This is a genomic window from Oxalobacter aliiformigenes, assembly GCF_027116575.1.
GTDB classification, from domain to species: domain Bacteria; phylum Pseudomonadota; class Gammaproteobacteria; order Burkholderiales; family Burkholderiaceae_D; genus Oxalobacter; species Oxalobacter aliiformigenes.
The window spans coordinates 595,192-620,907 of the sequence record NZ_CP098252.1 but is presented as its reverse complement, the minus strand read 5'-3'; the positions used below and the strand labels follow the sequence as shown (position 1 = coordinate 620,907).

The 25,716-nt window shown below is 51.7% G+C and carries 23 protein-coding genes; 13 read left to right on the top strand and 10 right to left on the bottom strand.

The genetic code is table 11. The annotated features are described in order from the left end of the window. Nucleotides 1–9 precede the first annotated feature (9 nt). On the bottom strand, nucleotides 10–1,689 hold the full coding sequence (locus tag NB647_RS02970; protein ID WP_269284082.1) for an electron transfer flavoprotein-ubiquinone oxidoreductase: 1,680 nt from the start codon (nucleotides 1,687–1,689) through the stop codon (nucleotides 10–12). 114 nt (nucleotides 1,690–1,803) lie between these two features. Between NB647_RS02970 and NB647_RS02965 the strand changes: the two genes are divergently transcribed. Next, the gene (locus tag NB647_RS02965; RefSeq protein ID WP_269265071.1) at nucleotides 1,804–2,223 is read left to right on the top strand and encodes an acyl-CoA thioesterase; all 420 of its coding nucleotides are present in this window, start codon (nucleotides 1,804–1,806) and stop codon (nucleotides 2,221–2,223) included. A 307-nt stretch (nucleotides 2,224–2,530) separates the two neighbouring features. After that, a complete protein-coding gene (locus NB647_RS02960; RefSeq protein WP_269284080.1) occupies nucleotides 2,531–3,748 on the top strand; it encodes a Bcr/CflA family efflux MFS transporter in 1,218 nt (405 codons plus the stop codon). A 188-nt stretch (nucleotides 3,749–3,936) separates the two neighbouring features. Here NB647_RS02960 and NB647_RS02955 read toward each other — a convergent pair whose 3' ends face one another. Together NB647_RS02955 and NB647_RS02950 are read right to left on the bottom strand one after the other, a co-directional pair. Then, nucleotides 3,937–4,140: a cold-shock protein gene (locus NB647_RS02955; RefSeq protein ID WP_269265068.1), complete on the bottom strand. Its 204-nt coding sequence runs from the start codon at nucleotides 4,138–4,140 to the stop codon at nucleotides 3,937–3,939. 139 nt (nucleotides 4,141–4,279) lie between these two features. Beyond that, nucleotides 4,280–4,882, bottom strand: a complete 603-nt coding sequence (locus NB647_RS02950; RefSeq protein ID WP_269284078.1) for an NUDIX domain-containing protein — start codon at nucleotides 4,880–4,882, stop codon at nucleotides 4,280–4,282. A 236-nt stretch (nucleotides 4,883–5,118) separates the two neighbouring features. Between NB647_RS02950 and NB647_RS02945 the strand changes: the two genes are divergently transcribed. The 3 genes from NB647_RS02945 (at nucleotide 5,119) to NB647_RS10565 (ending at nucleotide 6,931) form a co-directional block, all read left to right on the top strand. Continuing rightward, nucleotides 5,119–6,411 (top strand): replication-associated recombination protein A, encoded by a 1,293-nt coding sequence (locus NB647_RS02945; RefSeq protein ID WP_269284076.1) that lies wholly within the window; start codon nucleotides 5,119–5,121, stop codon nucleotides 6,409–6,411. Nucleotides 6,412–6,602: 191 nt separating this feature from the next. Further along, nucleotides 6,603–6,788, top strand: a complete 186-nt coding sequence (locus NB647_RS10570) for a helix-turn-helix domain-containing protein (protein ID WP_332879830.1) — start codon at nucleotides 6,603–6,605, stop codon at nucleotides 6,786–6,788. Further along, nucleotides 6,788–6,931, top strand: a complete 144-nt coding sequence (locus NB647_RS10565; RefSeq protein ID WP_332879829.1) for a hypothetical protein — start codon at nucleotides 6,788–6,790, stop codon at nucleotides 6,929–6,931. The genes NB647_RS10570 and NB647_RS10565 overlap by 1 nt, the downstream gene beginning before the upstream one ends. Nucleotides 6,932–7,009: 78 nt before the next feature. Here the strand turns inward: NB647_RS10565 and gdhA are convergent, their stop codons facing one another. Then, on the bottom strand, nucleotides 7,010–8,350 hold the full coding sequence (gdhA, locus tag NB647_RS02935; protein WP_269265064.1) for an NADP-specific glutamate dehydrogenase: 1,341 nt from the start codon (nucleotides 8,348–8,350) through the stop codon (nucleotides 7,010–7,012). A 372-nt stretch (nucleotides 8,351–8,722) separates the two neighbouring features. Here gdhA and serS point away from each other — a divergent pair, with 372 nt between their 5' ends. Further along, the gene (gene serS / locus NB647_RS02930) at nucleotides 8,723–10,030 is read left to right on the top strand and encodes a serine--tRNA ligase (RefSeq protein WP_269284074.1); all 1,308 of its coding nucleotides are present in this window, start codon (nucleotides 8,723–8,725) and stop codon (nucleotides 10,028–10,030) included. 181 nt (nucleotides 10,031–10,211) lie between these two features. Here the strand turns inward: serS and ggt are convergent, their stop codons facing one another. Continuing rightward, entirely contained in the window at nucleotides 10,212–11,957 is a 1,746-nt protein-coding gene (gene ggt / locus NB647_RS02925; RefSeq protein WP_269284072.1) for a gamma-glutamyltransferase, read from the bottom strand. A 334-nt stretch (nucleotides 11,958–12,291) separates the two neighbouring features. Here ggt and NB647_RS02920 point away from each other — a divergent pair, with 334 nt between their 5' ends. Beyond that, nucleotides 12,292–12,882, top strand: a complete 591-nt coding sequence (locus tag NB647_RS02920; RefSeq protein ID WP_269265060.1) for an LOG family protein — start codon at nucleotides 12,292–12,294, stop codon at nucleotides 12,880–12,882. Here the strand turns inward: NB647_RS02920 and NB647_RS02915 are convergent. From NB647_RS02915 to NB647_RS02900, 4 genes are all read right to left on the bottom strand, one after another. Further along, a complete protein-coding gene (locus NB647_RS02915; protein ID WP_269284070.1) occupies nucleotides 12,879–14,051 on the bottom strand; it encodes a cystathionine beta-lyase in 1,173 nt (390 codons plus the stop codon). The genes NB647_RS02920 and NB647_RS02915 overlap by 4 nt on opposite strands. Then, nucleotides 14,048–15,454 carry a 30S ribosomal protein S12 methylthiotransferase RimO gene (gene rimO, locus NB647_RS02910; RefSeq protein WP_269284068.1) on the bottom strand — a complete coding sequence of 469 codons (1,407 nt, stop codon included), beginning with the start codon at nucleotides 15,452–15,454 and terminating at the stop codon, nucleotides 14,048–14,050. Before rimO ends, NB647_RS02915 begins: the two co-directional genes overlap by 4 nt. Nucleotides 15,455–15,598: 144 nt before the next feature. After that, nucleotides 15,599–16,354, bottom strand: coding sequence for a peptidoglycan editing factor PgeF (gene pgeF, locus NB647_RS02905; protein ID WP_269284066.1), 756 nt, complete (start codon nucleotides 16,352–16,354; stop codon nucleotides 15,599–15,601). After that, nucleotides 16,335–17,357, bottom strand: a complete 1,023-nt coding sequence (locus NB647_RS02900) for an RluA family pseudouridine synthase (protein ID WP_416143575.1) — start codon at nucleotides 17,355–17,357, stop codon at nucleotides 16,335–16,337. The genes pgeF and NB647_RS02900 overlap by 20 nt, the downstream gene beginning before the upstream one ends. A gap of 69 nt (nucleotides 17,358–17,426) precedes the next feature. Here NB647_RS02900 and NB647_RS02895 point away from each other — a divergent pair, with 69 nt between their 5' ends. The 4 genes from NB647_RS02895 to NB647_RS02880 all read left to right on the top strand — a co-directional run bounded on the left by NB647_RS02895 (nucleotide 17,427) and on the right by NB647_RS02880 (nucleotide 21,516). Continuing rightward, entirely contained in the window at nucleotides 17,427–18,227 is an 801-nt protein-coding gene (locus tag NB647_RS02895) for an outer membrane protein assembly factor BamD (protein WP_269284063.1), read from the top strand. A 46-nt stretch (nucleotides 18,228–18,273) separates the two neighbouring features. Continuing rightward, nucleotides 18,274–18,927: a guanylate kinase gene (gene gmk / locus NB647_RS02890; protein WP_269284060.1), complete on the top strand. Its 654-nt coding sequence runs from the start codon at nucleotides 18,274–18,276 to the stop codon at nucleotides 18,925–18,927. A 33-nt stretch (nucleotides 18,928–18,960) separates the two neighbouring features. Beyond that, nucleotides 18,961–19,164: a DNA-directed RNA polymerase subunit omega gene (gene rpoZ, locus NB647_RS02885; RefSeq protein ID WP_269265052.1), complete on the top strand. Its 204-nt coding sequence runs from the start codon at nucleotides 18,961–18,963 to the stop codon at nucleotides 19,162–19,164. A 99-nt stretch (nucleotides 19,165–19,263) separates the two neighbouring features. Further along, the gene (locus NB647_RS02880; RefSeq protein WP_416143444.1) at nucleotides 19,264–21,516 is read left to right on the top strand and encodes a RelA/SpoT family protein; all 2,253 of its coding nucleotides are present in this window, start codon (nucleotides 19,264–19,266) and stop codon (nucleotides 21,514–21,516) included. A gap of 18 nt (nucleotides 21,517–21,534) precedes the next feature. On the opposite strand, the gene tyrS is transcribed toward NB647_RS02880, so the two are convergent. Continuing rightward, the gene (gene tyrS / locus NB647_RS02875) at nucleotides 21,535–22,782 is read right to left on the bottom strand and encodes a tyrosine--tRNA ligase (protein ID WP_269284057.1); all 1,248 of its coding nucleotides are present in this window, start codon (nucleotides 22,780–22,782) and stop codon (nucleotides 21,535–21,537) included. A 129-nt stretch (nucleotides 22,783–22,911) separates the two neighbouring features. On the opposite strand from tyrS, the gene NB647_RS02870 reads away from it, so the two are divergent. Together NB647_RS02870 and NB647_RS02865 are read left to right on the top strand one after the other, a co-directional pair. After that, the gene (locus NB647_RS02870) at nucleotides 22,912–24,258 is read left to right on the top strand and encodes a M23 family metallopeptidase (protein ID WP_269284055.1); all 1,347 of its coding nucleotides are present in this window, start codon (nucleotides 22,912–22,914) and stop codon (nucleotides 24,256–24,258) included. 23 nt (nucleotides 24,259–24,281) lie between these two features. Next, nucleotides 24,282–25,409 (top strand): anhydro-N-acetylmuramic acid kinase, encoded by a 1,128-nt coding sequence (locus tag NB647_RS02865; protein ID WP_269284052.1) that lies wholly within the window; start codon nucleotides 24,282–24,284, stop codon nucleotides 25,407–25,409. Nucleotides 25,410–25,716 lie beyond the last annotated feature (307 nt).

Genomic DNA, 25,716 nt, shown 5'->3' with positions numbered 1-25,716 from the left:
ACAAAGCCCTTACATATCGGGGTAATTCGGGCCGCCTCCCCCCTCCGGCGCGATCCAGACAATATTGCCGGTCGGATCCTTGATATCGCATGTCTTGCAATGCAAACAGTTCGCCGCATTGATCTGAAGCCGCATGGTGCCATCGGAACCTTTTATGTACTCGTAAACGCCTGCCGGGCAATATCGCGTCTCGGGACCGGCATAAACGGGTAAATTGACCTTCAGCGGCACATCCCGGTCTTTCAGTGTCAGATGAGGGGGCTGGTTTTCCTCATGCATCGTCCCGGACAGGTACAGTGAGGACGCGATATCAAACGTCAGTTTTCCGTCAGGCCGGGGATAACTGATCGGCCGGCATCGGGATGCCGGCAACAGATATTCATGATCGGCTTTCCTGCGATGAAGCGTCCAGGGGGCTTTCCCCCTGAAAACAACTTGATCGATACCGAACATCAGCGTCCCGACATACAGATTGGTTCCCATCCACGGCTTGAAATTGCGGATTTTGAACAGTTCGTCATAAAGCCATGACTGTCGGAACGCATCGGGATACGCATTCAACATATCCTGCCGCCTGTTTTCAGCCAGCGCCGCGTAAACCGCATCGGCGGCAAGCATCCCCGACTTGATGGCGGCATGGATTCCCTTGATACGCCCGCCATTCATAAAGCCGGCATCACACCCCAGAAGAGCTCCCCCCGGAAAAATGATTTCCGGCAATGCCTGAATGCCGCCTGCCGCAATTGCGCGGGCGCCATAGGCAAGCCGTTCGCCCCCCTCAAGAACGCCCCTGATCGCCGGATGGGTCTTGTAACGCTGGAATTCCTCGAACGGCGACAACCAAGGATTTCTATATGCCAGTCCCACCGTAAATCCGACCGCCACCTCGTTATTGTCCATGTGATACATGAACGAACCGCCATAAGTGCCGGCATCCAGCGGCCATCCGACTGTGTGCATCACCAGCCCGGGCTGGTGAACCGATGGTCTGACCCGCCAGATTTCCTTGATACCGATCGCATAACTCTGGGGATCGCGGCCACGATCGAGACCGAACCGGTCAATGATCTGCCGCCCAAGCTGCCCTCTCGCTCCTTCCGCAAACAGGGTATAGCGTGCATGAAGCTCCATTCCCGGCTGGAATGCACTGGTCGGTTTTCCGTCTTTTCCCACCCCCATATTGCCTGTGGCGACTCCCCTGACCACACCGTTTTCACCATAGAGCACCTCTGTGGCGGCGAATCCGGGGAAAACGTCCACACCGAGCTCTTCCGCCTGTTGTGCCAGCCAGCGTACAAAATTGGCCAGTGAAACGACATAATTGCCCTTGTTGCGCATCGCTTTCGGCAACATCCATTCGGGTGTTTTACAGGCTATTTTTTCTCCCAGAAAAAGAAAACGGTCTTCTGAAACCGGAACGGTTACCGGGGCACCCATGGTCTTCCAGTCGGGAAACAGTTCGGACAGGGCAACAGGATCCATCACGGCGCCGGAAAGAATATGCGCACCGGGTTCCGAACCTTTTTCAAGGACACAAACCGAAAAATCCTGTCCGCTTTTGCGGGCCAGCTGTTTGATCCGGATAGCGGCAGACAGACCGGAAGGCCCCGCACCGACAATCACCACATCATATTCCATGGCCTCGCGTGGACCAAACGCTTCCGTACCCGGCAATTCTTGTTGGGTCATCTCTAAAATAACAAATTCAGTCAATGCAAATGGACGGTAATGGAGCTTACCGCAAAATCATGACATGATATCGGGCAAACTGTTAATTTCAAAGTGATAAAGGAGAAAATCAACATGACGAGCGCCCGATTATCCGAAAAAAAACCGGTTTTCGTTTCCCGCATTCCCATCCGCTGGGGCGATATGGATGCCATGGGCCATGTCAACAACGCCGTTTTTTTCCGTTACCTGGAACAGGCCCGCATCGAATGGTACTCCCATATCGGCCGCGGGGAAAACGCCGGTCTGGAAACTGTCGTCGTTCACTGTTACTGCACCTATTACGCACCGCTCGCCTATCCGGGGGAAATCGAGATCAGAACATACGCCGGCTCTCCAGGCCGGTCGAGTTTTGATATCGTACAGGAAATCCGGCGCAGCGACACCCCGGATACCATCTGTGCCATCGGCGGTTCCAAAGTTGTCTGGGTCGACCCCAAAACCGGCAAATCGACTCCTCTTCCGGAAAGTATACGCAAACTGATGATTGACTGAGCCCTGCCGGCAACGTTCTTTTTTTCCTGCCGCATAAACGATTTTATATCCGGACGGAAGAAAAAACTTTTCTGCTGCAACGCTGTAACAATTTGATACGTATTGACCAGAAGAGTTTATTGACACGGTCCATCCGTACACCGAAACTTCTGTTCACTGTCACGATCTCTCCTGAAGAAGACCGTATAATGGCGTCCTCGCCACCTGTTATTCGAACAACCCTTATATTGATGAAAAACCATGACGGCCGGGCAAGTTGCCAGCCGTCATCCGGTTTTGACTGACAACCTAATGCCGGACACTATCTATGATGCAGGAAGAAAATGAAGCGTTGCGCCCAGGTGTATTTCCTCTGGGTGCCAGAGGATTGATCGCCTTTCTGGCTTTTCTGAGCGCCTTTGTTCCGCTTTCTATCGACCTGTATTTGCCTGCGATGCCCAAAATGGTCGGTTTTTTCTCGACAACCCCTGAACTGACCAATTTCACACTCAGCTTCTTCATGCTGTTTTTCGCCATTTCCATGCTGCTATGGGGACCGTTCACCGACAAATACGGCCGCAAACCGATCCTTTATCTGGGACTGTCGCTCTATATCACCGGCAGCCTTGTCTGCGTCTTTTCCACCAGCATCTATCTTCTGATCACCGGACGGGTCATCCAGGCAATCGGCAGCGGCGCCATTCAGGCTGTCTCCATGGCGATTGTCAAGGACAATTTCAAGGGACTTGTCATGGAAAAAGTTCTTGTCTGGATACAGACACTGACCATCCTCTGTCCCATGCTGGCGCCGGTTATCGGCGCTTTTCTGCTGAAATTCGTTTCCTGGCGCGGACTTTTCGTCGTTCTGGCATTCTGCGGCATTCTGGCATTCACCATTTCCCTGTTTTTGAAAGAAACGCTTGAAAATCCGACTGCCGGATCGGCCTTCCAGTCACTGGGACGGATCGGATTTGTCCTGCGCAACAGGGGATATCTGGTTCTGCTCATCATTTTCTCGCTCATGGTCATGCCGGTGATGTCGTTTCTGTCCACATCCTCTTTCATTTACATGAACCTGTTTAACCTGTCGGCCGAGAAATACAGTTACTTCTTCGCCTTCAACGGCTGCTTCGCGATGCTGGCCCCCATTCTTTACATGCGAGTTCTTCGCAAACTGCCACGTCTGCTTTTCCTGACGGTTTGTTTCGGCTGTGTTGCCGTCTCCGGCTCCCTGATCCTGATATTCGGTGCCATCAATCCTTTTGCCTTCGCCCTGCTCTATGTCCCTGTCACCTTCTTCGGCAGCGCATGCAGACCGGCCGGCACCATGCTGATCATGAACCAGATGGATACAGACAACGGAACGGTCGGTTCTCTCTGGGGATGTGTTGCCCTGCTCTTCGGCAGTCTTTCCATGATGTTGTGTTCCCTGAACTGGCCGGTTCTGACGATGGCGGTCGGAACCATCAGTCTGTGTGCCGGAACATCGTGCGTCATCATCTGGCTGGTGGCTGTTTCGCGGAAAATGTTTAAAATCCCGTCCTGAAGACTTGTTTTTCACTTTTTCGCCGTCATTCATTCGTCAGACCGGACAGACGACAGAAAAAACTCGTTTCCCGTAAAAAAAAGCGGGAACATGGATCCATGTTCCCGCCTGCAGACGACAAATCACCCCTTTTTCCTGAAAAGGCAGGAAATCCGGAAACAGGCCAGCCGCCTGCTGTTATCCGTCAATCAGATAACGGTAATATTGGAAGCCTGCTTGCCTTTCGGACCAGTCGTAATATCGAAAGAAACCCGCTGGTTTTCTTTCAGGGATTTGAAACCGTCCGCCTTGATGGCAGAAAAATGGGCGAAAACATCTTCGCCACCTTCGTCAGGAGTGATGAATCCGAAACCCTTGGAATCGTTAAACCATTTTACAGTACCAGTTGCCATTACAAATTTCCTATTTCAATTAAACCAGGCTTTCGCCTCTACCATCGTTTGAAGCAAAAACAGAAATGACAGTCTTGATACCGTACACTACCTGTACCTCAAAAACGACGGATTCCATCATAAACCATAATTTGAACCATTACACAATTTTTTCGGCATCCCATTGACCGTTGGCAATTTTTTCAAGCCAAAAAGCGCCGATTACTGTTTTGACATCGGTTACCTGCCCCGTTCTGACCCAATCAAGCAACTCCGTCACCGGTATCCTGAAGGTCTGGATGAATTCTTCGTCGTCAAGTCGTACCGCACCGGCATGCAAACCTCTTGCCAGATAAATGGACAAGGCTTCATCGGAATAACCAATGGCATTGTGAATCGTCGTCACGAATTGCCACGACGAAGCGGTATAACCGGTTTCCTCCTCCAGTTCCCGTTTGGCACTGGCCAGCCTGTCTTCCCCACGATCGATTTTTCCTGCGGGAAATTCAATAAAAATCCGTTTCACAGGATAACGGAACTGTCGTTCCACCAGAACGGTTCCATCGTCGAAAAGCGGCAAAATCACGACGGCACCGGGATGACGGATATATTCGCGTGTCGCGACACCTCCATCCGGCAGCCGGACCCTGTCTTTTCGTACCCTGAAAAAGCTGCCTTCATAGACGATTTCGCCATCGAGCTCCGTTTCTGTCAGATCCGCATCGGGAAATCCCGATGGATGGGTTATTGACTGATCATTCATGGTTGAATCCGGTTATTCACATAAAAGAGAATGGTAATCCACAAACCGTTTCAGGGTAAAATCATCTCTTCGGTTTCAGCAACACAACCCAATGCATCTCCACAAGCCGCATCCGGTATCGGCCGACAGGAATGCACGCTGATTACGGTACAGCCTGCAAAAAAAACGAAACCTTTTTGCCTTCCTGCCACTCCATCATATAGACTGTCCCTTTCAGTATTTGCCATTTTCCAATTATGTCCCAAGCTCCACTGGCTGAACGGTTACGCCCGACAACCATCGACGATGTCGTTGGTCAGGAACATCTTCTCGGAACAGGGAAACCGTTGCGCATCGCTTTCGAGTCCGGAGAACCCCACTCCATGATCCTGTGGGGACCACCCGGCGTCGGGAAAACGACACTGGCCAGATTGATGGCCGACGGTTTCAACGCCGAATTCATGGCCCTGTCAGCGGTTCTTTCCGGCGTCAAGGACATCCGCGATGCCGTTGAACGCGCCCGCCTGATCCGTTCGAATTCCGGACGAAGAACGATCCTTTTTGTCGATGAAGTCCACCGGTTCAACAAAAGCCAGCAGGACGCCTTTCTGCCTCACGTCGAAAGCGGTCTTGTCACGTTTATCGGTGCAACCACCGAAAATCCGTCTTTTGAAGTCAATAACGCCCTCTTGTCCCGCGCAGCCGTTTACGTGCTCAAATCGTTGAATGACGACCATCTGAAAACACTGCTTGAACGAGCACTGGAAAAAGAACTGGATGGCCTGTCCATATCATCTGAAGCGCAAACCATGCTGGTCATGAGTGCAGACGGCGATGCCCGCCGCCTGCTGAACCGTCTCGAAATCGCCGCCCAGGCGGCACAGGCGAGACAGGACAGGCAAATCAGTGTCGCTCTGCTAAAGGAAACACTGGGAGACGCCATGCGCCGTTTCGACAACAAGGGCGACAACTTCTACGATCAGATTTCGGCACTGCACAAATCCGTCCGGGGGTCCAACCCGAATGCAGCGCTTTACTGGCTGGCGCGCATGCTGGACGGAGGCGCCGACCCCCGCTATCTGGCCCGGCGCATCATCCGCATGTCCTGGGAAGACATCGGCCTTGCCGATCCACGTGCCGTCCAGATCGCCAACGACGCGGCAACGACTTACGAAAGGCTGGGCAGTCCTGAAGGCGAACTGGCACTGGCACAGGCCGTCATCTATCTGGCAGTCGCCGCCAAAAGCAACGCCGGATACATGGCCTACAATCAGGCGCGTGCTTTCGTGAAACAGGACAAAAGCCGCGAAGTTCCTGTCCATCTCCGAAACGCGCCGACAAAACTCATGAAAGAGCTGGGTTACGGCCATGCATACCGCTACGCCCATGACGAGCCTAACGCCTACGCAGCCGGCGAAACCTATTTCCCGGAAGGCATGCCTGAAATGCAATGGTACCGGCCGACCCCCTACGGGCTTGAAAAGAAAATCGGCGAAAAACTGGACTGGCTGGCCGAGCTGGACAGGAAAGCGGGCAAGGGAAAAAACTGAATGGAATATGAGATCATGAGCGTCAAGAACTCACTGAAAAGATCTGACCGCCTACACTCCGTTTCAGTGAAATTCCCTGTATTCAATTAAATAAAAATGTTTAACTGAAAACAGGTTGAATCTCAACCTGACAAGTTGAATTCAACCCTATAAATACTTCCTGCCGCCATTTGGATACCAAACCATTCGGTATGAATGGAGATTTCAACGCGAAAAAAAGGATGGAAAAAGGATTGACGCAGGAAAACGTGGCGGAAAAATTGAATATCGGCTATGAAGCCGTTTCACGAATCGAACGTGGAAAACAGTCACCCCGAATATCGTCAGACTGGTCGAGCTGGCTGAAATTTTCGATTGCGAGACAGACGAACTGTTGATGAACGCGGCATTGAGATCGGCGGATCATGCCCGACATCTTCAGGAGTTGTTCGGACCATTATCCGAACAGGACAGGGTGCTTCTGATGAACATCGTGACCGCCCTTGCGGAAAGACTTCGCAAAGACGGCGGCAAAAACTGATGGTCCGCGACCGGAGACAGGCAAAAAAAGGACCCGGATCCTTTTTTCCCCGGGTCCCCTTGTTGAGGTGAATTTCTTTTAGATAACACCTTGTGCCAGCATGGCATCCGCCACCTTGACAAAACCGGCGATGTTCGCGCCGCTGATATAGCTGACCGATCCGTCAGCACGAGTACCGTATTTGACACATGCATTGTGAATGTTCTTCATGATTTCGTTCAAATGCCGATCCACTTCTTCGCGTGTCCAGGACAAGCGAATGGCGTTTTGCGACATTTCCAGACCCGAAGTCGCGACACCCCCTGCATTGCTTGCCTTGCCCGGAGCGTACAGAATGCGTGCATCTTCGAACAGTTTGGCTGCTTCGATCGTCGAAGGCATATTGGCGCCTTCCGCCACACAAACAACGCCGTTCTTGATCAGCGTCTTGGCATCGTTTTCATCCAGTTCGTTCTGCGTTGCGCATGGCAATGCGACATCGACAGGAACATTCCACGGTCTTGCATTCGGAATGAACTGCGCTCCGACTTCCGCAGCATATTCACTGCAACGGCCATACTTGATGTTCTTGATTTCCATCAGTTTGGCCAGTTTTTCCGGAGTGAAGCCCGCTTCATCGACAACTGTGCCGCCCGAATCGGAAACCGTAACGACTTTTGCCCCCAACTGCATGGCTTTTTCAACGGCATATTGCGCGACATTGCCGGAACCCGAAACGGAAACGCGCATGCCCTTGAGACTCTTGCCGACCCGTTTCAGCATTTCTTCAACGAAATAAACGGTACCGTAACCGGTTGCTTCCGGACGGATCAGGGAACCACCGAATGAGAGACCCTTGCCGGTGAAAACACAATCTGTGCGATTGGCCAGTTTTTTATACATGCCGACCATGAAACCGACTTCACGGCCACCTACGCCGATATCGCCGGCAGGAACATCCGTATCGGCACCGACATGTCTGTACAGTTCGGAGACAAACGCCTGGCAGAAACGCATGATTTCATTGTCGCTCTTGCCTTTCGGATCAAAATCGGAACCGCCTTTGCCCGCTCCCATCGGCAGGGTCGTCAATGCATTCTTGAACGTCTGTTCAAATGCCAGGAACTTCAGGATGGACAGATTGACGGAAGGATGGAAACGCAACCCTCCCTTGTACGGTCCAATCATCGAACTGTGCTGAATGCGGTAACCGCGGTTGACCTGCACTTCACCTTTGTCGTCAACCCAGGATACACGGAACTGAATGATGCGTTCCGGTTCTACCAGACGGCGCAACAGATTCTGATCGGCATACTTCGGATTTTTCTCGATAAAAGGCCACAGGCTTTCCATGACTTCCGTAACCGCCTGAAGGAACTCAGGCTGGTTGGGATCGCGCTGCTTAACGCCTTCCAAAAACTCTTCAAGACTTTGTTTCATTGAAACGTCCAATCAAAAAATAAAATATCAAACAATGCACAGGCAAAAACCGTTCCGCCGCTTTCGATGATCCAAAACGGTACGACACCCGCCTCTTGCCGGTGCGTTTTCCCACCAAAAGACGTTTACTCGCCTGTTATGGGGCATTTATTATTGCAAGATAATTCCCGCAAGTAAATGTGCGATGAAACAGAATCGCTTTGTCCCGGCAGTTTTGTTTCCGTTTTTCATAGTGTCTTATCCGGTGCGCATGCCAACCATCCCGGAAACACTTCCCCCATTGCCATACATTGCGACCGATACCGGAGATTAAATTTTTCCAAAGAACGTGCAAGTTGATACAATGTGATTTTTGTCACTATTGTTCTTACCATGATCGACATTCAGCTCCTTCGCAAGGATATTGACGCTGTCGCAGCCAGACTCAAACCCCGTAATTTCGAACTCGATGTAGCCACATTCAATGCACTCGAGACACAGCGCCGCCAGCTTCAGACACAAACTGAAGAAATGCAGGCCCGACGCAATGCCCTTTCCAAACAGATCGGCATTCTGAAAAGCAAAAAAGAAGACACTTCTGCCGTCATGGCGGAAGTGGGAGGTATCGGCGAGAAGCTGAAAGCCAACGAAACGGCCCTATCTGAACTGCAGGCGAAACTGTCCGAATTCATGCTCACTATCCCGAATCTCCCTCATGAATCGGTCCCTGTCGGTGCGGATGAATCGGCCAATATCGAGGTCCGGCGGGTCGGTACCCCGAGAGTATTCGATTTCGAAGTGAAAGATCATGTCGATATCGGCGTTCCGCTTGGACTGGATTTTGAAACGGCGACGAAACTGACCGGTGCACGGTTTTGTGTCATGCGCGGGAATATGGCGCGTCTGCACCGTGCGCTTGCCCAGTTTATGCTGGATGTCCAGACAATGGAACACGGTTATACCGAATGTTATACCCCCTATATGGTCAATGCCGACAGTCTTTACGGAACAGGCCAGCTGCCCAAATTCGCGGAAGACCTGTTCGCTGCCAGAAAAGGAGGACAAGACGGCGAAAGCGAAAACCTTTACCTGATTCCGACAGCGGAAGTGACCCTGACCAATACGGTACGGGGTGAAATTCTTTCTGCCGACCAGTTGCCGATCAAACTGACTGCTCACACTCCCTGTTTCCGTTCCGAAGCCGGCAGCTACGGCCGCGACACGCGGGGCATGATCAGACAGCACCAGTTCGACAAGGTCGAAATGGTCCAGATCGTCCATCCAGACAAATCGTATGAAACACTGGAAGAAATGGTCAAGAATGCCGGACGTATTCTCGAGAAACTGGGTCTGCCTTACCGGGTCGTTTCGCTTTCTACCGGCGACATGGGATTTTCCGCAGCAAAAACCTACGATCTGGAAGTCTGGCTGCCGGCACAGAATACCTACCGCGAAATTTCATCCGTCTCCAACTGCGAGGCTTTCCAGGCACGACGGATGCAGGCAAGATTCAGAAATGAAAAAGGCCGTCCGGAACTGGTCCATACATTGAACGGTTCCGGTCTGGCTGTCGGTCGTACACTGGTCGCCCTTCTGGAAAATTTCCAGCAGGCTGACGGCAGTGTCACCATCCCGACAGCCCTGCAACCCTACATGGGAGGACTTACCCGTCTGACGCCTGTCACTTCCCAAAAGAATTAAATTCCAGTACGTACATGAAACCGGCCAATATCGGCCGGTTTTTTCATCACCTCAAGGCAAAATATCACTATTCCTGTTTTTCATTATTGCCTGAAATTTTCATGAGCATAAAAAAACGGCATATGTTTCCATATGCCGTTTCTGCATGGTTTCCTGTGCAACAGGAAAACCCGACTTGAAATCAATATCCGACAGCCAGACCGTCGCCACGTGGATCGGTTGCACTGTAGCGGAGATTGGTTTCAGGATCGATCATGATCGCGCCGGCATGACCCATCGTATCAGTGTAATCGTCAACTTCAGCGACCGGATGACCACGTCTCTTCATTTCGTCAAGCGTTGCCTGAGGAATACGACCTTCCATCTTGAGATCGTTGGAAGCGGCACCCCATGTTCTGCCATGCAGCCAGCGTGGTGCTGCAACGGCATCCTGCGGGAACATGCCGAAATCAACTACCCGGGTAGCAATGGCAGCCTGAGTCTGCGGCTGGCCTTCCCCACCCATCGTACCGTAAACGAGGAACGGTTTCTTGTCTTTCAGAAGCATGGCGGCATTCAGGGTATGGAAAGTCCGTTTGCCCGGTTTCAGGTGATTGATGTGTGCCGGATCAAGCGAGAAGAAGCTGCCACGGTTCTGCAGGAGAACACCGGTACCTTCCGGAACAATGCCCGAACCGAAATCGTGGTAAATACTCTGGATCAGAGAAACGGCATTTCCATCCTTGTCAACAACCCCGATCCAGACCGTATCGCCCTTCGGATCAAGCGGTTTGACCGTAGCGGCAGCCTTGCTCATGCTGATGCGTGCAGCCTGGTCTTTGCCGTGCTGTTTGGAAAGCAGGAAATCCAGAGGTATCTTGGCTTCCTTCGGATCAGTCAGATATTTGTCACGATCGGCAAACGCCTGTTTTGTCGCTTCGACCATGACATGATAGTAATCCGTGGTGCCTTCACCCAGCTTCTTGACATCGATGTTGTTCAGGATATTCAGGATTTCCAGCGAAGCCATACCCTGGGTATTGGGCGGCAGATTGTAAGCCTTGTAACCCCGATAATCGACAGACAACGGTTCAACCCAGTCAGCCGTATGTTTGGCGAAATCGTTCAATGTCAGCACACCGCCGTGTTTCTGCAGATCGGCGACGATTTTTTTCGCGATAGATCCCCGGTAGAACTCATTGGCACCCTTTTCGGCAATCAGTTTGTATGTGTTTGCTAGCTGGGGCAATTTCATGATTTCGCCGACCTTGTAAGGCGAACCATCCGGTTTCAGGTAAGTCTGTTTGAATCCGGAGAAACGCTGCAGATTCCGGAATTCGGAATCCTTCGGATCGACGTTGATTTCTTCCCAGCGTGCCAGCGATGCCGTGACAGGAAAGCCTTTCTGCGAATAAAGGATCGCGCTGTCAAACAGATCTTTCCACGGCAAACCTGCGTTGCTCATATTGGCACGCGCATACTTGTGCGCGGCATCCCATCCGGAAACTGTACCCGGAACGGTATTGGCGGCCAGATAACCTCTTGACGGGATCTTGTCGTATCCCTTCTTCTTGTAGAAGTCGATAGTTGCCAATTCCCCGGCCCGTCCACTGGCATTCAATGCCTTCACTTCTTTTGTCTTGGCATTGTAAATGAGCCAGAAATTGTCGCCGCCAAGTGTCGTCATTTGGGGATAAACGACATTCATGGTCGACGCGACGGCAATCGCGGCATCGACAGCATTACCGCCTTTCTGCAATACTTCCAGGCCGGCGACAGAAGCCAGATAATTGGGAGAAGTGACGGCACCGTATTTGGTGATGGGATTGATACAGCGGGATGGCGTATCGCAATACTTGCCTGGCGATTTTTCGGCCGAGACAGTACCGGTAGCCATTAATAGTGACAAAGCCATAGCTGAGAAAGCAAAACTTTTTAATGGTTTCATTACTGTTCCTCAAAAGATAATAGAAAAAAACTCCCTCTGCCTTGCATATTTCATGCCATCTTTATGGTCCATACATGAAAACGCAAAACTTTCAGGCTCGTAATTTCCCTTATCCTCGAAATAATTCTAACCTTAAGTAAGTTTTTATCAAAACATTATTTTCAAATCGTGTTTTTTTATTGACAACGCCTGACTTGCCGGAACTTTGTTTCGCTTTTATTATTGCTGGCTGGAACAGAAATGGATGACAGCCATTCGGCCGATGCGGCGTGTCGTTTCTTCCCGCCATCTGACAAAATCGCCGGTCATTCGATAACTCCTGACAAAGCTATTCATGTTGAAATCAATCTGTATTTATTGCGGTTCCTCGACGGGTGCCGCCGAAGTATACGCTGATGCCATGCGCCAGCTCGCCCGCAAAATGATCGACGAAAACATCGCGCTGGTCTATGGTGGCGGGAAAGTGGGTCTGATGGGGATTTTAGCCGATGAAATGCTCCGTCTGGGTGGAGAAGTGACCGGCATCATTCCGAAAGATCTGATGGAAAAGGAGCTGGCTCATGAAGAGTTGACACGTCTTTACATCGTCAAGGATATGCATGAGCGCAAGGCCATGATGGCCGATCTGGCCGACGGTTTCATCGCGGCTCCGGGTGGAATCGGCACGATGGAAGAGCTGTTCGAAACATCGGCCTGGTCACAACTGGGACTGCATGAAAAACCGATCGGTATCTATAACGTCAACAACTACTACGATTGCCTGATCGAACTGGTCGGCCATTTCGCGAAAGAAGGATTTGTCCGTGAAAAATATACCGAATCGCTGGTCATTGAAAATGATCCCGGTACACTGCTTGGCCGCCTGAGAATGGCGGCCGCTCCCAAAGAAAAACCGGCCAAGGCACCCGGCCGCTTTCTCATTTAATCGAGAACACGCATTGCCTGTTCAAGATCCGCAATCAGATCCTGCGGGTCTTCCAGCCCGACATAAAAACGGATCAGCTGGTTTCCTCTTTGCATCCAGTCACGACGATCGGAACGAATACGATAGGGTACAGAAAGACTGTGCGTTCCTCCCCAACTGAATCCCAGTTTGAACAGTTTCAGTGTCTCGAGGAACCGGTCGGTCTGCGCTTCGGTATAACGTTCATCAAACAAAACCGAAAACAGACCGCCAGATCCCGTAAAATCCCGTCGGTAAACATCATGTCCCGGACAATCATCGAAAGCGGGATGCAGTATTTTGCTGATCTCCGGACGCTTTTTCAGCCAGTTGGCCACGATCATGGCCGATTCACCGCTTTTTGCGAAACGGACTTTCATGGAAGGCAGGCTGCGCAATACCAGATAGGCATCATCCGCTCCGACCCCCATTCCCAACCTCATGTGCGCCATGCTGATTTTGCGGAACAATTCGTCATCCCGGGTAATGACGGCCCCCATCAGCAGATCGGATGCACCCCCCTGATATTTTGTCGCCGCCTGAACCACGACATCGGCACCATGCCCGAACGCATCGAAAACCAGACCGGCCGACCAGGTATTGTCCAGAACGACCAGCGCTCCCCTCGCATGGGCTGCCTGGCTGATGGCGGGAATATCCGGCACTTCCATCGTGACCGATCCCGGTGTTTCCGTCCAGACAAGCCGTGTATTGTCCTTCAGCAATTCCGCAATACCGGCTCCGATCATCGGATCATAATAACGGACACCGACGCCGAAATCCCTGGAGAGCCAGTTTCCCAGCTCACGATTCGGATTATAGATATTCTCGGGAATCAGGACATCGTCCCCACTTTTTAAAAAAGCGAAATCGACAATGCTGATCGCCGCAAGGCCACTCGGCGCCAGAACGGCATGTTTTCCACCTTCGATTTCAGCCAGTTGTGCCTCCAGCGTAAAAGTAGTCGGTGTACCATGCAATCCATAAGTATAGGAATCCCGTCCGATCCATTCCCGCGAACGCAAGGCTTCCACACTGTCGAATATCACTGTGGAAGCACGGTATACCGGTTCGGGAAATGCCGCAAACCCTTCCGGTGCGACATACTCACAGTGGTTGATCAGGGTTTCTTTCGACAAGGATTTTTTCATACCGGCACCTCCGCTTCCTTAAATGGCATGACACTGATCTTTCCGTATTGTGGCAGCATCTCGCCCCACAGGTCATGTGCGTCCGTTTTCCGGACAATCACATCGACAAATTCACCAGGCATCAGCTTGCGCCGCATACCTTTCGGTTTGCGGACATAGACAACACCATCGATTTCCGGCGCATCGGCAGATGAACGGCCGATCGCGCCACCTCTTATCGTTTCATCGATCAGCACCCGGATCGTTTTTCCGACTTTTTTCTGCAGACGTTCATAGGAAATCTCTTCCTGCAATTGCATCAGGCGAGCCCGCCTTTCCTCCCGGACTTCCTCCGGCACCGCTCCCGGCAATTCGTTGGCTTTCGCCCCCTCGACAGGAGAATAGGGAAAACACCCCAGCCGGTCGATCCGCGCTTCTTTCAGAAAATCCAGCAGATAACGGAACTCCTGTTCCGTTTCCCCCGGAAAACCGGTGATAAAAGTCGAACGGATCGTGATATCCGGACACATCTTCCGCCATGCGGCAATACGCTCAAGATGCCTTTCACCACTGGCGGGTCGTCGCATGCGTTTCAGGACATCCGGATGGGCATGCTGGAATGGAACATCCAGATACGGCAGAACCCCGCCTTCATTCATTATCGGAATCAGATCATCAATATGCGGATAGGGGTAAATGTAATGCAGCCGAACCCAACCGCCATATTTTCGCGCCAGACGACCAAGCTGCCCGGTCAGTTGCGTCACATGGGTTTTGACCGGTCTTCCGCCCCAAAATCCTGTCCTGAACTTGATATCGAGACCGTATGCCCCCGTATCCTGTGAAATCACCAGAAGCTCTTTCACTCCTGATTTAAACAGCAATTCCGCCTCATCCAGCACCTTGCCGACCGGATAAGACACCAGATCGCCCCGCAGATCCGGAATGATGCAAAAAGTACAATGATGGCTGCATCCTTCGGAAATTTTCAGATAGGCATAATGCCTTGGCGTCAGTTTGATCCCGGCCGGAGGGACCAGATCGATAAACGGCTCATGCGGACGCGGCAAATGACGATGAACCGCATCCATCACTTCCTGTACAGAATCCGGCCCCGTCACTTCCAGCACCTTCGGCTGGACACTTTTGATGAATCCCGCTCCCTGGCTGTTCTTTTTGGCGCCCAGACACCCGGTGACAATCACTTTTCCGTTTTCTTCAAGCGCCTCGGCAATGGCTTCCAGCGACTCCATTTCCGCTGCATCGATAAAACCGCACGTATTGACGATCACCAGACCGGCATCCTCATAAGTTTCCGCCGTTTCATACCCCTCCGCCTGCAATCGCGTCAGAATCCTTTCCGAATCGACCAGTGCCTTGGGGCACCCCAGCGAAACAAACCCGATCGTTCTCCGTTTATCCATTTTCACTCACTGATTCGCCACACACTTCATTCCGCCCATTGGTCCGGCGATACCGGATGTGGCAATTCCGGCACGACCGAAACGAAATGACTGTTTATAACACTTTCCCGCGACATGGAAAACGCCATGGCATTCAAACAGCTTCTACGAAGCTATCCATATCCCTGTCGCCATCCTTCCCGTCACACCATCCCTGCGGTAGGAATAAAAACGTCCCGGATCAGATACGGTACAGAAATCGCCGCCATAAATCCGGACAATACCCACTCCGTTCAAAATCTGTCTGGCAAGTGCATAAATATCGGCCAGATATTTTCCGTCCCTCGTTCCATTCCGCTTGAAGGCCGCGGACATCCGTCTGTCTTTCCGGACAAAAGCAATTTTGACATCCTCTCCGACCTCGAATGCATCGGGACCGATCGCAGGCCCCAGCCATGCCATAATCTCCGAACCGCTTATTTTCCGGACTGCCTCGACCGCTTTTTCCAGCACACCCGCTACCAGTCCCCTCCAGCCGGCATGGACAGAAGCCACAACCATTCCGTCAGACGCGCACAACAGGACAGGCAGACAATCCGCCGTCATGACCACGCATACGACATTTTTCGCAGAAGTATATGAAGCATCCGCATCGGGCGCCCCGGCACATTTTGCCGCATCGACGACATTGACGCCATGAATCTGATTGAGCCAGACAGGTTCCGATGGAAGCATCTTTTTCAGAAGAGCCCTGTTTTCCCGCACTTTCACCGGATCGTCGCCGACGTGCAATCCGAAATTCAACCCTCCGGTACCCGATATGCCGCCATGATAGGGCGAAAGGCTGAAACCGCCATCACGCAAGGTCGAAAAAGCCTTGACACAATCGGGTACAGGCCATTCAGGAATAATCGGATTCATACCATTGCTCCCTTTCGGAAATCATCGACTGGTTCAGCAGGTTCCTCATGTCATCCGGCAGCAACGCCATCCATTCACAGGGGCGGCCGCTTGAAGGATGCACGAGTCCCAGCCTGAAAGCATGCAATGCCTGCCGATGAAAAACGGACGCCAGATGGGATTTTCCATAAAGCGGATCGCCCACCAGGGGATGGCCGGCAAATTGCATATGCACCCTGATCTGATGAGTTCGCCCTGTTTCAAGACGACATTTTATCAGGCTGACCGGACTGCCATGACAAACTCCCGTTTCAAGGCGCCGGTAATGGGTAATCGCCGGTTTCCCTGAAGCCGTCTGCAAAACGGCCATTTTGATCCGGTCTCTCGGATGCCGTCCGACAGGCTGGTCGATCGTACCGGACTCAGGCGCTTCGCCCCATACCAGCGCCAGATATTCCCGCCTGACCGTTCTGGCTTGCAGTTGTCTGACAAGATGCGTTTGCGCCTCAAGCGTTCTGGCCACAACCATGAGACCACTCGTCTCCTTGTCGAGCCGGTGAACAATCCCGGCCCTGGGAACGGAAACGCTTTGCGGGTATCGGAACAAAAGGCCATTCAACAGCGTTTTGGACCAGTTACCGGCAGCAGGATGTACAACCAGACCTGCCGGCTTGTTGACAACCACCATATCGTCATCTTCGAAAACAACGGGAAATTCGACCGGTTCAGGTGCAAATGCAAGTTCTTCCTCGGCAAGCTGGGGAAAAACCACGATCTCTTCATCTCCGACCATCGTCTGTTTTGCCTGTGCGGGTTTGCCATTGACCGTGACATGGCCCTTTTCTATCCAGCGCTGGATACGGCTGCGGGAATACTGTTCCAGACGCCCTGCCACAATTTTGTCCAGCCGTTTTCCGCCTTCTTCAAGGGACAAAACAAACCGAACCGGTTCCTGTTCTGTTAATATCTCTGCTTCATCCGTTTCAGTACGGTTTATGTACGAGCTGTCCGGTTTTTCAGTCACATTGAGTCCTATCGGCTATAATTCTGAAACTAAACGTTTTTCCAGGCCAATCCGCCGTTTGCAAATATTATGCGAAAGAATTTGTTAAAACTTCTTGCCCTTTTTTTACTGGCTGTTTCACTGGCCGCTTGCGGTCTGCTACCTGAAAAAATAGATGAAACGGCATCCTGGCCGGCAGGCAAATTGTATCGCGAAGCGAAGGATGAAATGCGGTCCGGCAACTATGAAAAAGCGATTGAATATTACGAAAAACTCGAATCCCGCTATCCTTTCGGTGTTTTCGCACAGCAGGCCCAGATCGATATCGCCTATGCCTATTATCGCGACAACGAACCGGCACAGGCACTGGCAGCCGTTGAACGTTTCATCAAGCTGCATCCCAATCATCCGAACATCGACTATATGTACTATCTGCGCGGGCTGATCAACTTCAATGACCGCGTCGGCCTGCTGAATTTCGCTTTCCGTCAGGATCTCTCCGAACGAGATCCGAAAGCGGCGCAGGACGCCTTCGACTCTTTCAAGCTGCTGGTCACCCGGTATCCGGACAGTGTCTATTCAAAAGACGCCATATACCGCATGAAATATCTGGTCACGATGCTGGCAAAATATGAAATCCATGTAGCCAAATACTACTACCGCCGCGGCGCCTATCTGGCAGCGGCAAACCGTGCACAACGCGCCATCAGCAATTATCCGGATTCCTTCGTCGTTGAAGAAGCATTATACATCCTCGCCGAATCGTACAAGAAACTGGGACTTTACGATCTGAGCAACGATGCAAACCGCATTTTCAAACAGAATTACCCTGACAGCAAAATCCCTTATGGCGGCAACGCCAAGGAAAACCCGTGGTGGCAATTCTGGTAAGGCATTTCCGGACAAACCGCTTCCGTTTTCTGAAAAACCGCTCCCAATGACACAAATCGCACCATCTTTTGCAGGCAGTTCGCTTTTTACCGTGACCGCTCCCTCCGGAGCCGGGAAATCGTCCTTGCTTGCTGCATTAATCCGGAAAGACCCCTCGTTGCATCTCTCCGTATCGCATACCACCCGGCCACCCCGTCCGGGTGAGGAAAACGGGCGTGAATATCACTTCACGACGGTTGAAGATTTCAAAAAAAGGCTTGAACAGGGCGAGTTCCTCGAACATGCCACCGTACACGGAAACTATTACGGAACATCAAGAGTATCCGTTATGAATCAGCTGAATGCCGGATACGACACCTTGCTGGAAATCGACTGGCAGGGCGCGCGGCAAATCCGCAGGCTTTTTCCCGAAACGGTCAGCGTTTTCATTCTGCCGCCATCGATTTCCGCACTGGAAGAACGGCTGAACAAACGGGGACAGGACTCCCCAGAAATCATAAAACAACGGATTGAAGCTGCCGGCGAGGAGATCAGGCATGCATCCGAATGCGATTATGTTATCATCAATCATGACTTCGATCTGGCATTAGCCAAACTGGCTGCAATTGTCGAAACGGCAAGATGCAGAATGAGCCGGCAGGCGATCAGAAACAGGGAATTGTTTGCCCAATTCGGCATCCCGTGCAGCACTGGTTTGTAAAATGAAATCCGGATTATATTTGCAGGATAGAAAATGGCCCGTATCACTATAGAAGATTGCTTGAAAGAAATTCCGAACCGTTTTGAACTGACCCTTTGCGCGACATATCGTGCCCGCCAGTTGTTGCAGGGGCATACCCCGAAAGTCGAGGCGAAGGACAAAATGACGGTATTGGCACTGCGCGAAATCGCGGCAGGAAAAATCGGTCTGGAAATGCTGAAAAAAGTACCGAGCTGAATGCCGGTTCCATGACAGGAACGGGACATATCGGGAACAGGACATATTTTCCTGCTGTCTTGTTTGGCAAGTGCTGCCATCAATACAATGGATACACAAATGACCACAACGCCATCTGAAAGCAATTTGGATCATAAAATTGATCTCAGTTATTCTTCTTGGCCTGTTAACCAGATTGACAGTACCGGTCTCATAGTATCCCCCCCGAAACCCGAAATAGTCACTTTTTCCCATTTGTCAAAAAAACTGGAGAGTTATATTTCTCCAGGCGAAATGAAGCAGATACGAAACGCTTTCCGTTTCGCCGATGAAAAACACCTGGGACAATTCCGGAAATCGGGGGAACCTTACATTTCCCATCCTCTGGCCGTTGCAGAAATCTGTGCCGACTGGAAACTGGACGCCCAGGCCATTATGGCGGCGCTGTTGCATGACGTAGTCGAGGATCAGGGAGTCAAGCTGGAAGAGCTGATCGAACGGTTCGGTGCCCCGGTTGCGGCAATGGTCGACGGCCTGTCAAAACTGGAAAAACTCCAGTTCAAGACCTATGTCGACGCGCAGGGCGAAAATTTCCGGAAAATGCTGCTGGCAATGGCCCGCGATGTCCGGGTCATCCTGGTCAAACTGGCGGACCGCCTGCACAATATACGGACACTGGATGTCATGTCCCTGTCCAAACGTCACCGTATCGCGCTCGAAACCATGGAAGTCTATGTCCCGATCGCCTACCGTCTTGGCATCAACAAGCTCTTCCGTGAATTGCAGGATCTGTCATTTTACAATCTGCACCCTTTCCGTCACGAAACACTTTTAAAAGCCGTAAGAGCTTCGCGAAGCGACCGCCGCTCCCTCATTGAAACAGTACATTCGGCTGTCAGCAACGCCCTGAAAGAAAACGGTATACATGCCGAAATCTATGGCCGCGAAAAAACCCTGTACAGCATATACCGCACCATGCGCAGCCAGAATCTTCCCTTTTCGCAAATACGGGATATCTACGGTTTCCGGATTGTCGTGGACAGCATTCCGCAGTGTTATATGGCTATGGGCATTCTGCATGCATTATACAAACCCATCCCGGGCAAGATACAGGATTTCATCGCCATACCGAAACTGAACAATTACCAGTCACTGCATACCACCGTAGTCGGTCCGTACGGCGATCCGGTTGATTTCTTAATCAGAACGCAGGATATGCATCATGTCGCCGAAACAGGCATCGCCGCCCATTGGCTGTACAAGACAGGAAACGAATCCCTGACCGATCTTCAGAAAAACAGTCTGGGCTGGCTCCAGTCCCTGCTGGACATTCAGCAGCAAACCGGCAATTCCACCGAATTCATCGAACATATCAAAGTCGATCTTTTCAAGGACTCCGTATATGTTTTCACCCCGAAGTCCAAAATCATCGCTTTGCCCCGGACCGCAACCGCGCTGGATTTTGCCTACAATATCCATTCTGATATCGGCGACCATACCGCTTCGGTCAAGATCAATAACAGTGTCGTTCCGCTGAGAACAGAACTGCAAAATGGCGATATCGTCGAAATCATTACATCGCCCAACGCTCATCCGACACCGTCCTGGCTGGAATTCGTCAAGACAGGAAAAGCCCGTTCACGCATCAGAAGTTATCTGCGCTCGGTCAATCAGGCCGACTCTATCAAACTCGGTCAGCGGCTCCTGCAACAATCACTGAAATCCATCCACCTGAACGAAGCCGGGATTCCACAGCCCGTCATCGACAGGCTGCTGTACGAAACAGGTTCCAAAACCCTTGACGATATTTATATTGATATCGGTACCGGGAAACGGCTTGCGGTACTCGTCGCCCGCCGGATAGCCGGACTATTCGATGAAATCGGCCACAAACCGGGAATGGTCATCGAGGAAGAACCGCAAAAAGTCGAACCGGTCATCATCTATGGCAGTGAGGGGATCAATGTCCAGCTGGCAACATGTTGTTTGCCTATTCCGGGAGATACGATTATCGGCGAGCTCAATATGACTCGCGGACTTGTGGTACACAACGCGGAATGCCTGCATGCCAAGAAACTGGTGGCGAAAGAACCGGAAAAATGGATCAATGTCGACTGGGGAGAGGAATTGAACCGGAGCTTCGACTGCTACCTGCGTTTGCTGGTTGTCGAGGAAAAAGGCATTCTGGCCAGAGTAACGGCCGAAATCAGCGGATCGGATGCCAATATCACCGCTGTCGAAATGGAAACGCAAGGTGAATTCAACTTGCTGAAATTCACGGTACAGGTCGATGACCGGATACATCTGGCCCGCCTGATCCGCCGGGTCCGCCATGTTCCCGGCGTCAGGAAAATCGGCAGGGACCGTATTTGATCATACGGTCCCCGGCTTTCAGTTCAGGGTCACCCTGGCAAACTTGCGCTTGCCGACCTGCACGACGAATGTACCGGCATCCAGTTTGAGCCCCCGATCGCCTACGGGAGAACTATCCACCCGAACACCTCCCTGATCGACCATTCTCAGCGCTTCCGAAGTGGACGCACATAATCCGGCCTGTTTCAACACCTGTCCGATACCCATCGGCGCACCGGCGAGCGTCACCGACGGAATATCGTCCGGTATGCCGCCTCGTGAACGGGCGACGAAATCTTCCAGCGCCGCATCGGCATCCGCTTTCGAGTGGAAACGGGTCACGATCTCCTGGCAGAATTCCACCTTGACATCACGCGGATTGCGGCCGTTTCTGACTTCTTCCTTCAGACGTTCGATTTCCTGAATCGACCTGAACGACAGCAAATCATAATAACGCCACATCATTTCGTCGGAAATACTCATCAGTTTGCCGAACATGACATTTCCCGGTTCGGTGATTCCGACATAATTGCCCTTGGATTTCGACATCTTCTCGACACCATCCAGTCCTTCCAGCAATGGCATGGTCAGAATACACTGCGGTTCCTGCCCGTACTGGCGCTGAAGTTCGCGCCCGACAAGCAGATTGAATTTCTGATCCGTTCCGCCCAGCTCCAGATCGGATTTCAAAGCCACCGAATCGTACCCCTGCATCAACGGATACAGCAACTCGTGAACGGAAATCGGATAACCGTTCTTGAACCGTTTGGCAAAATCATCGCGTTCCATGATCCGTGCCAGCGTATATTGCGAAGCCAGCTGGATCATCCCTCCCGCACCGAGACCGTCGCTCCATTCGGAGTTGTAACGGATTTCCGTCTTTTCAGGATCGAGAACGAGACTGGCCTGGGAAAAATAGGTCATGGCATTTTCCTTGACCTGTTCACGGGTCAGGGGGGGCCGTGTGATATTCCGGCCACTCGGATCACCGATCATGGAAGTGAAATCGCCGATCAGGAAAATAACGACATGCCCCAGATCCTGCAACTGACGCATCTTGTTCAAGACGACAGTATGGCCCAGATGAAGGTCTGGCGCGGTAGGATCCAGTCCCAGCTTGATTCTGAGCGGTTTTCCGCTTTTTTCGGAACGGGCAAGTTTCTGGGCAAATTCGGATTCAATCAGCAGTTCGTCACAACCACGCAATGTGATCGCCATCGCTTCCCTGACCGAATCGGACAAAGGCAATTCTTCAACAGGCACTGACGGGGAATTTTTTTCGTTCATTTGGCTTTTTACGACGGATTGTATTGATATAATGTATATTTCGAGCAATTTTGCCACAGGCCAATAACAAGAAAAGCATCCTGCGCAAAAAAGTCAATTCTAACTGATTGCAGCAATAAGAGGAATTCAATGCGATTCATCGACCGGGCGAAGCGGGTCTTACTGGGAACATCACAAAAAACACGGATCGTTTCACTCGTTTCCTTCTGTTTCGCCTTTATCGCGTTCGGTGCTGCAGCGGTCGCTCCGGGAAATCCTCCCGATACCAGTGAGGTCGCTTTCCGTATTATCGAGGAAGAAATCCAGCTTCCGCCGCTGGAGAGGCAACTCGAGAAAATCCGGCAGGAAAAACAGTTTTATACACGTGAAGACAAGGTCCGTTCAGGAGACACACTGGCGACGCTTCTGGCCAGACTGGGTATTCGTGACAAAAACGCCGCAGACTTCATCAAAGCACACGAAAAATCCAGAATTTTCCTGCAACTGAAAACCGGACAGACACTCCAGGCGAAAACCGACGGTCAGGGGCAGCTTTACAGACTGGCCACCCTGTTGGCAGATTCCGGCGACATCCAGACAAATATCGCGATCACCCGGACTGATGCCGGTTTCGATATATCGGAAGAAACGGCCAGAATGGAACGGATTGTGGAAATGCGTTCCGGAATCATCCAGTCGTCGCTATTTGCGGCAACCGATGCAGCAGGCGTTCCGGATCCGGTCACCCGCCAATTCATCGAAATGTTTTCCACCGACATCGACTTCAACTCCGATCTGAGACGCGGCGACCGTTTCAATATCGTTTACGAAACTTACTGGCAAAACGGCAAATTCCTGAAAACCGGCAACATACTGGCCGCCGAATTCACCAACAACGGAACCCCCTATCAGTCCATATGGTTCGAACGTACGCCGGGCAAAGGCGGCTATTACGATTTCAACGGAAAATCGCAAAAAAAAGCCTTTTTGAAATCACCACTTGAATTTACCCGGGTTTCTTCCGGCTTTTCCATTCGTGTCCATCCGGTAACAGGCAAAGTCCGGCAACATAAAGGGATAGACTTCGCCGCGCCTCCGGGAACCCCCATCCGAGCAGCTGCCGACGGAGTCATCAGTTTTTCTGGCTGGCAAAACGGATACGGGAATTTCATCACCATCAAGCATTGGGGTCCCTATTCAACGGCATACGGACACATGAGCCGGATCGCGACCGGCATGACCCGCGGGAAAAAAGTCAGTCAGGGCGATGTGATCGGATATGTCGGTTCAACCGGTCTCAGTACCGGCCCTCACCTGCATTATGAATTCCGGGTCAACAATGTCCAGCAGAATCCGGCACAGGTAGACATGCCGAATATCCATCCGTTAACCGCACGCGAAATGGTGCGTTTCAAGGCGAACCTAGCCGATATGAAACACCGTTTCGCCTTGATGGACTCGGTATCGAAACCTCATCAGCTCGCCTACAATCCGTAAACAACACTTCGCCGGAAGATAACATGGCTTTATTCATCGGTCTGATGTCAGGCACCAGCCTTGATGGTGTAGACGGCATACTGGCATCCTTTCCCGACCATTACGAAGGCGGCAGAGTCGAAATCCTTTCTGCCGCCAGTGTGCCATTCGACCTCTCTTTCCGGAAACAGCTTATGGAGCTTCAGGCTCCGGGTGAAAACGAAATCGAAAGAGAAGCACTGGCCGCCAACAGACTGGCCGTTCTTTATGCAGAAAACGTCAAAGAACTGACCAGAAAAAGCGGTATTTCCCATTCTGAAATACAGGCTATCGGTGTACACGGACAAACCATCCGGCACCGTCCCGATCTCGGCTTCACACGGCAGACCAACAATCCCGCCCTGCTTGCCGAACTGACCGGAATCGATGTCATTGCCGATTTCCGGAGTCGTGATATCGCCGCCGGCGGTCAGGGCGCACCACTTGTGCCGGCTTTTCATTTGGCCGTCTTCGGTGACAAGAACGTTCCCCGCGCTGTGATCAACATCGGCGGCATCGCCAACATCAGCCTGCTGAAACCGGACGGTTCCGTGTCCGGTTTTGATACCGGTCCCGGCAACATGCTGCTGGATGCATGGATACAATCCCGGAGAAACCAGCCTTATGACACAGATGGGGCATGGGGAAAAAGTGGACGGTATTCGGATAAATTACTGAAAATCATGCTGGCCGAACCGTTCTTCGGCAAATTGCCGCCGAAAAGCACCGGACGCGACCTTTTCAATCTGGAATGGCTACACGAAAAACTGTTTCAGACTTTTATGTCCGAGCTACCTGATCCGGCAGATGTTCAGGCGACACTGACTATGCTGACAGCGACTTCGATCGTCAATGCCATCCGCGATCACGCCCCCGGCATCAGGCAAGCCTACGTTTGCGGTGGCGGCGCAAAAAACGGTTTCCTGATGGCCCTGCTCAAACAGATGCTCAAAAACGGGGATATTCACGCAGAATTATCGACAAGCCATGCACTAGGAATCGACCCCATGCATGTCGAATCACTGGCATTCGCATGGCTGGCTTACCGGTTCGTGGCGGACGAACCCGGAAATCTGCCTGCCGTTACCGGAGCGCAAGGATTCCGTATTCTCGGTGCACGGTATCCGGCATGAAGAAAAACGCGGAGAAACAATTGCCAACCGGCCCATAAAAACGGTTTCCTTTCGCCCGCTTCCAGCAACCTGCATATTGCGAGACGGATTCTCCAAGACAGCGCCATTTTCCGGTTAAATGCGATACCAAGCACAAGAAATCATGGATAGCGACAAACCGGCCCTATCCGGTCTGTTGTCCGATATGCGACCATTTCACGGCCCTTTACCGTATCTCAACAATTTCCAGCCAACCATGACTTTTCACCGGAAGACAAAACCGGATATTGGTGACAAAAAAAGAAAATGAATCCATTCCGGCGAACAT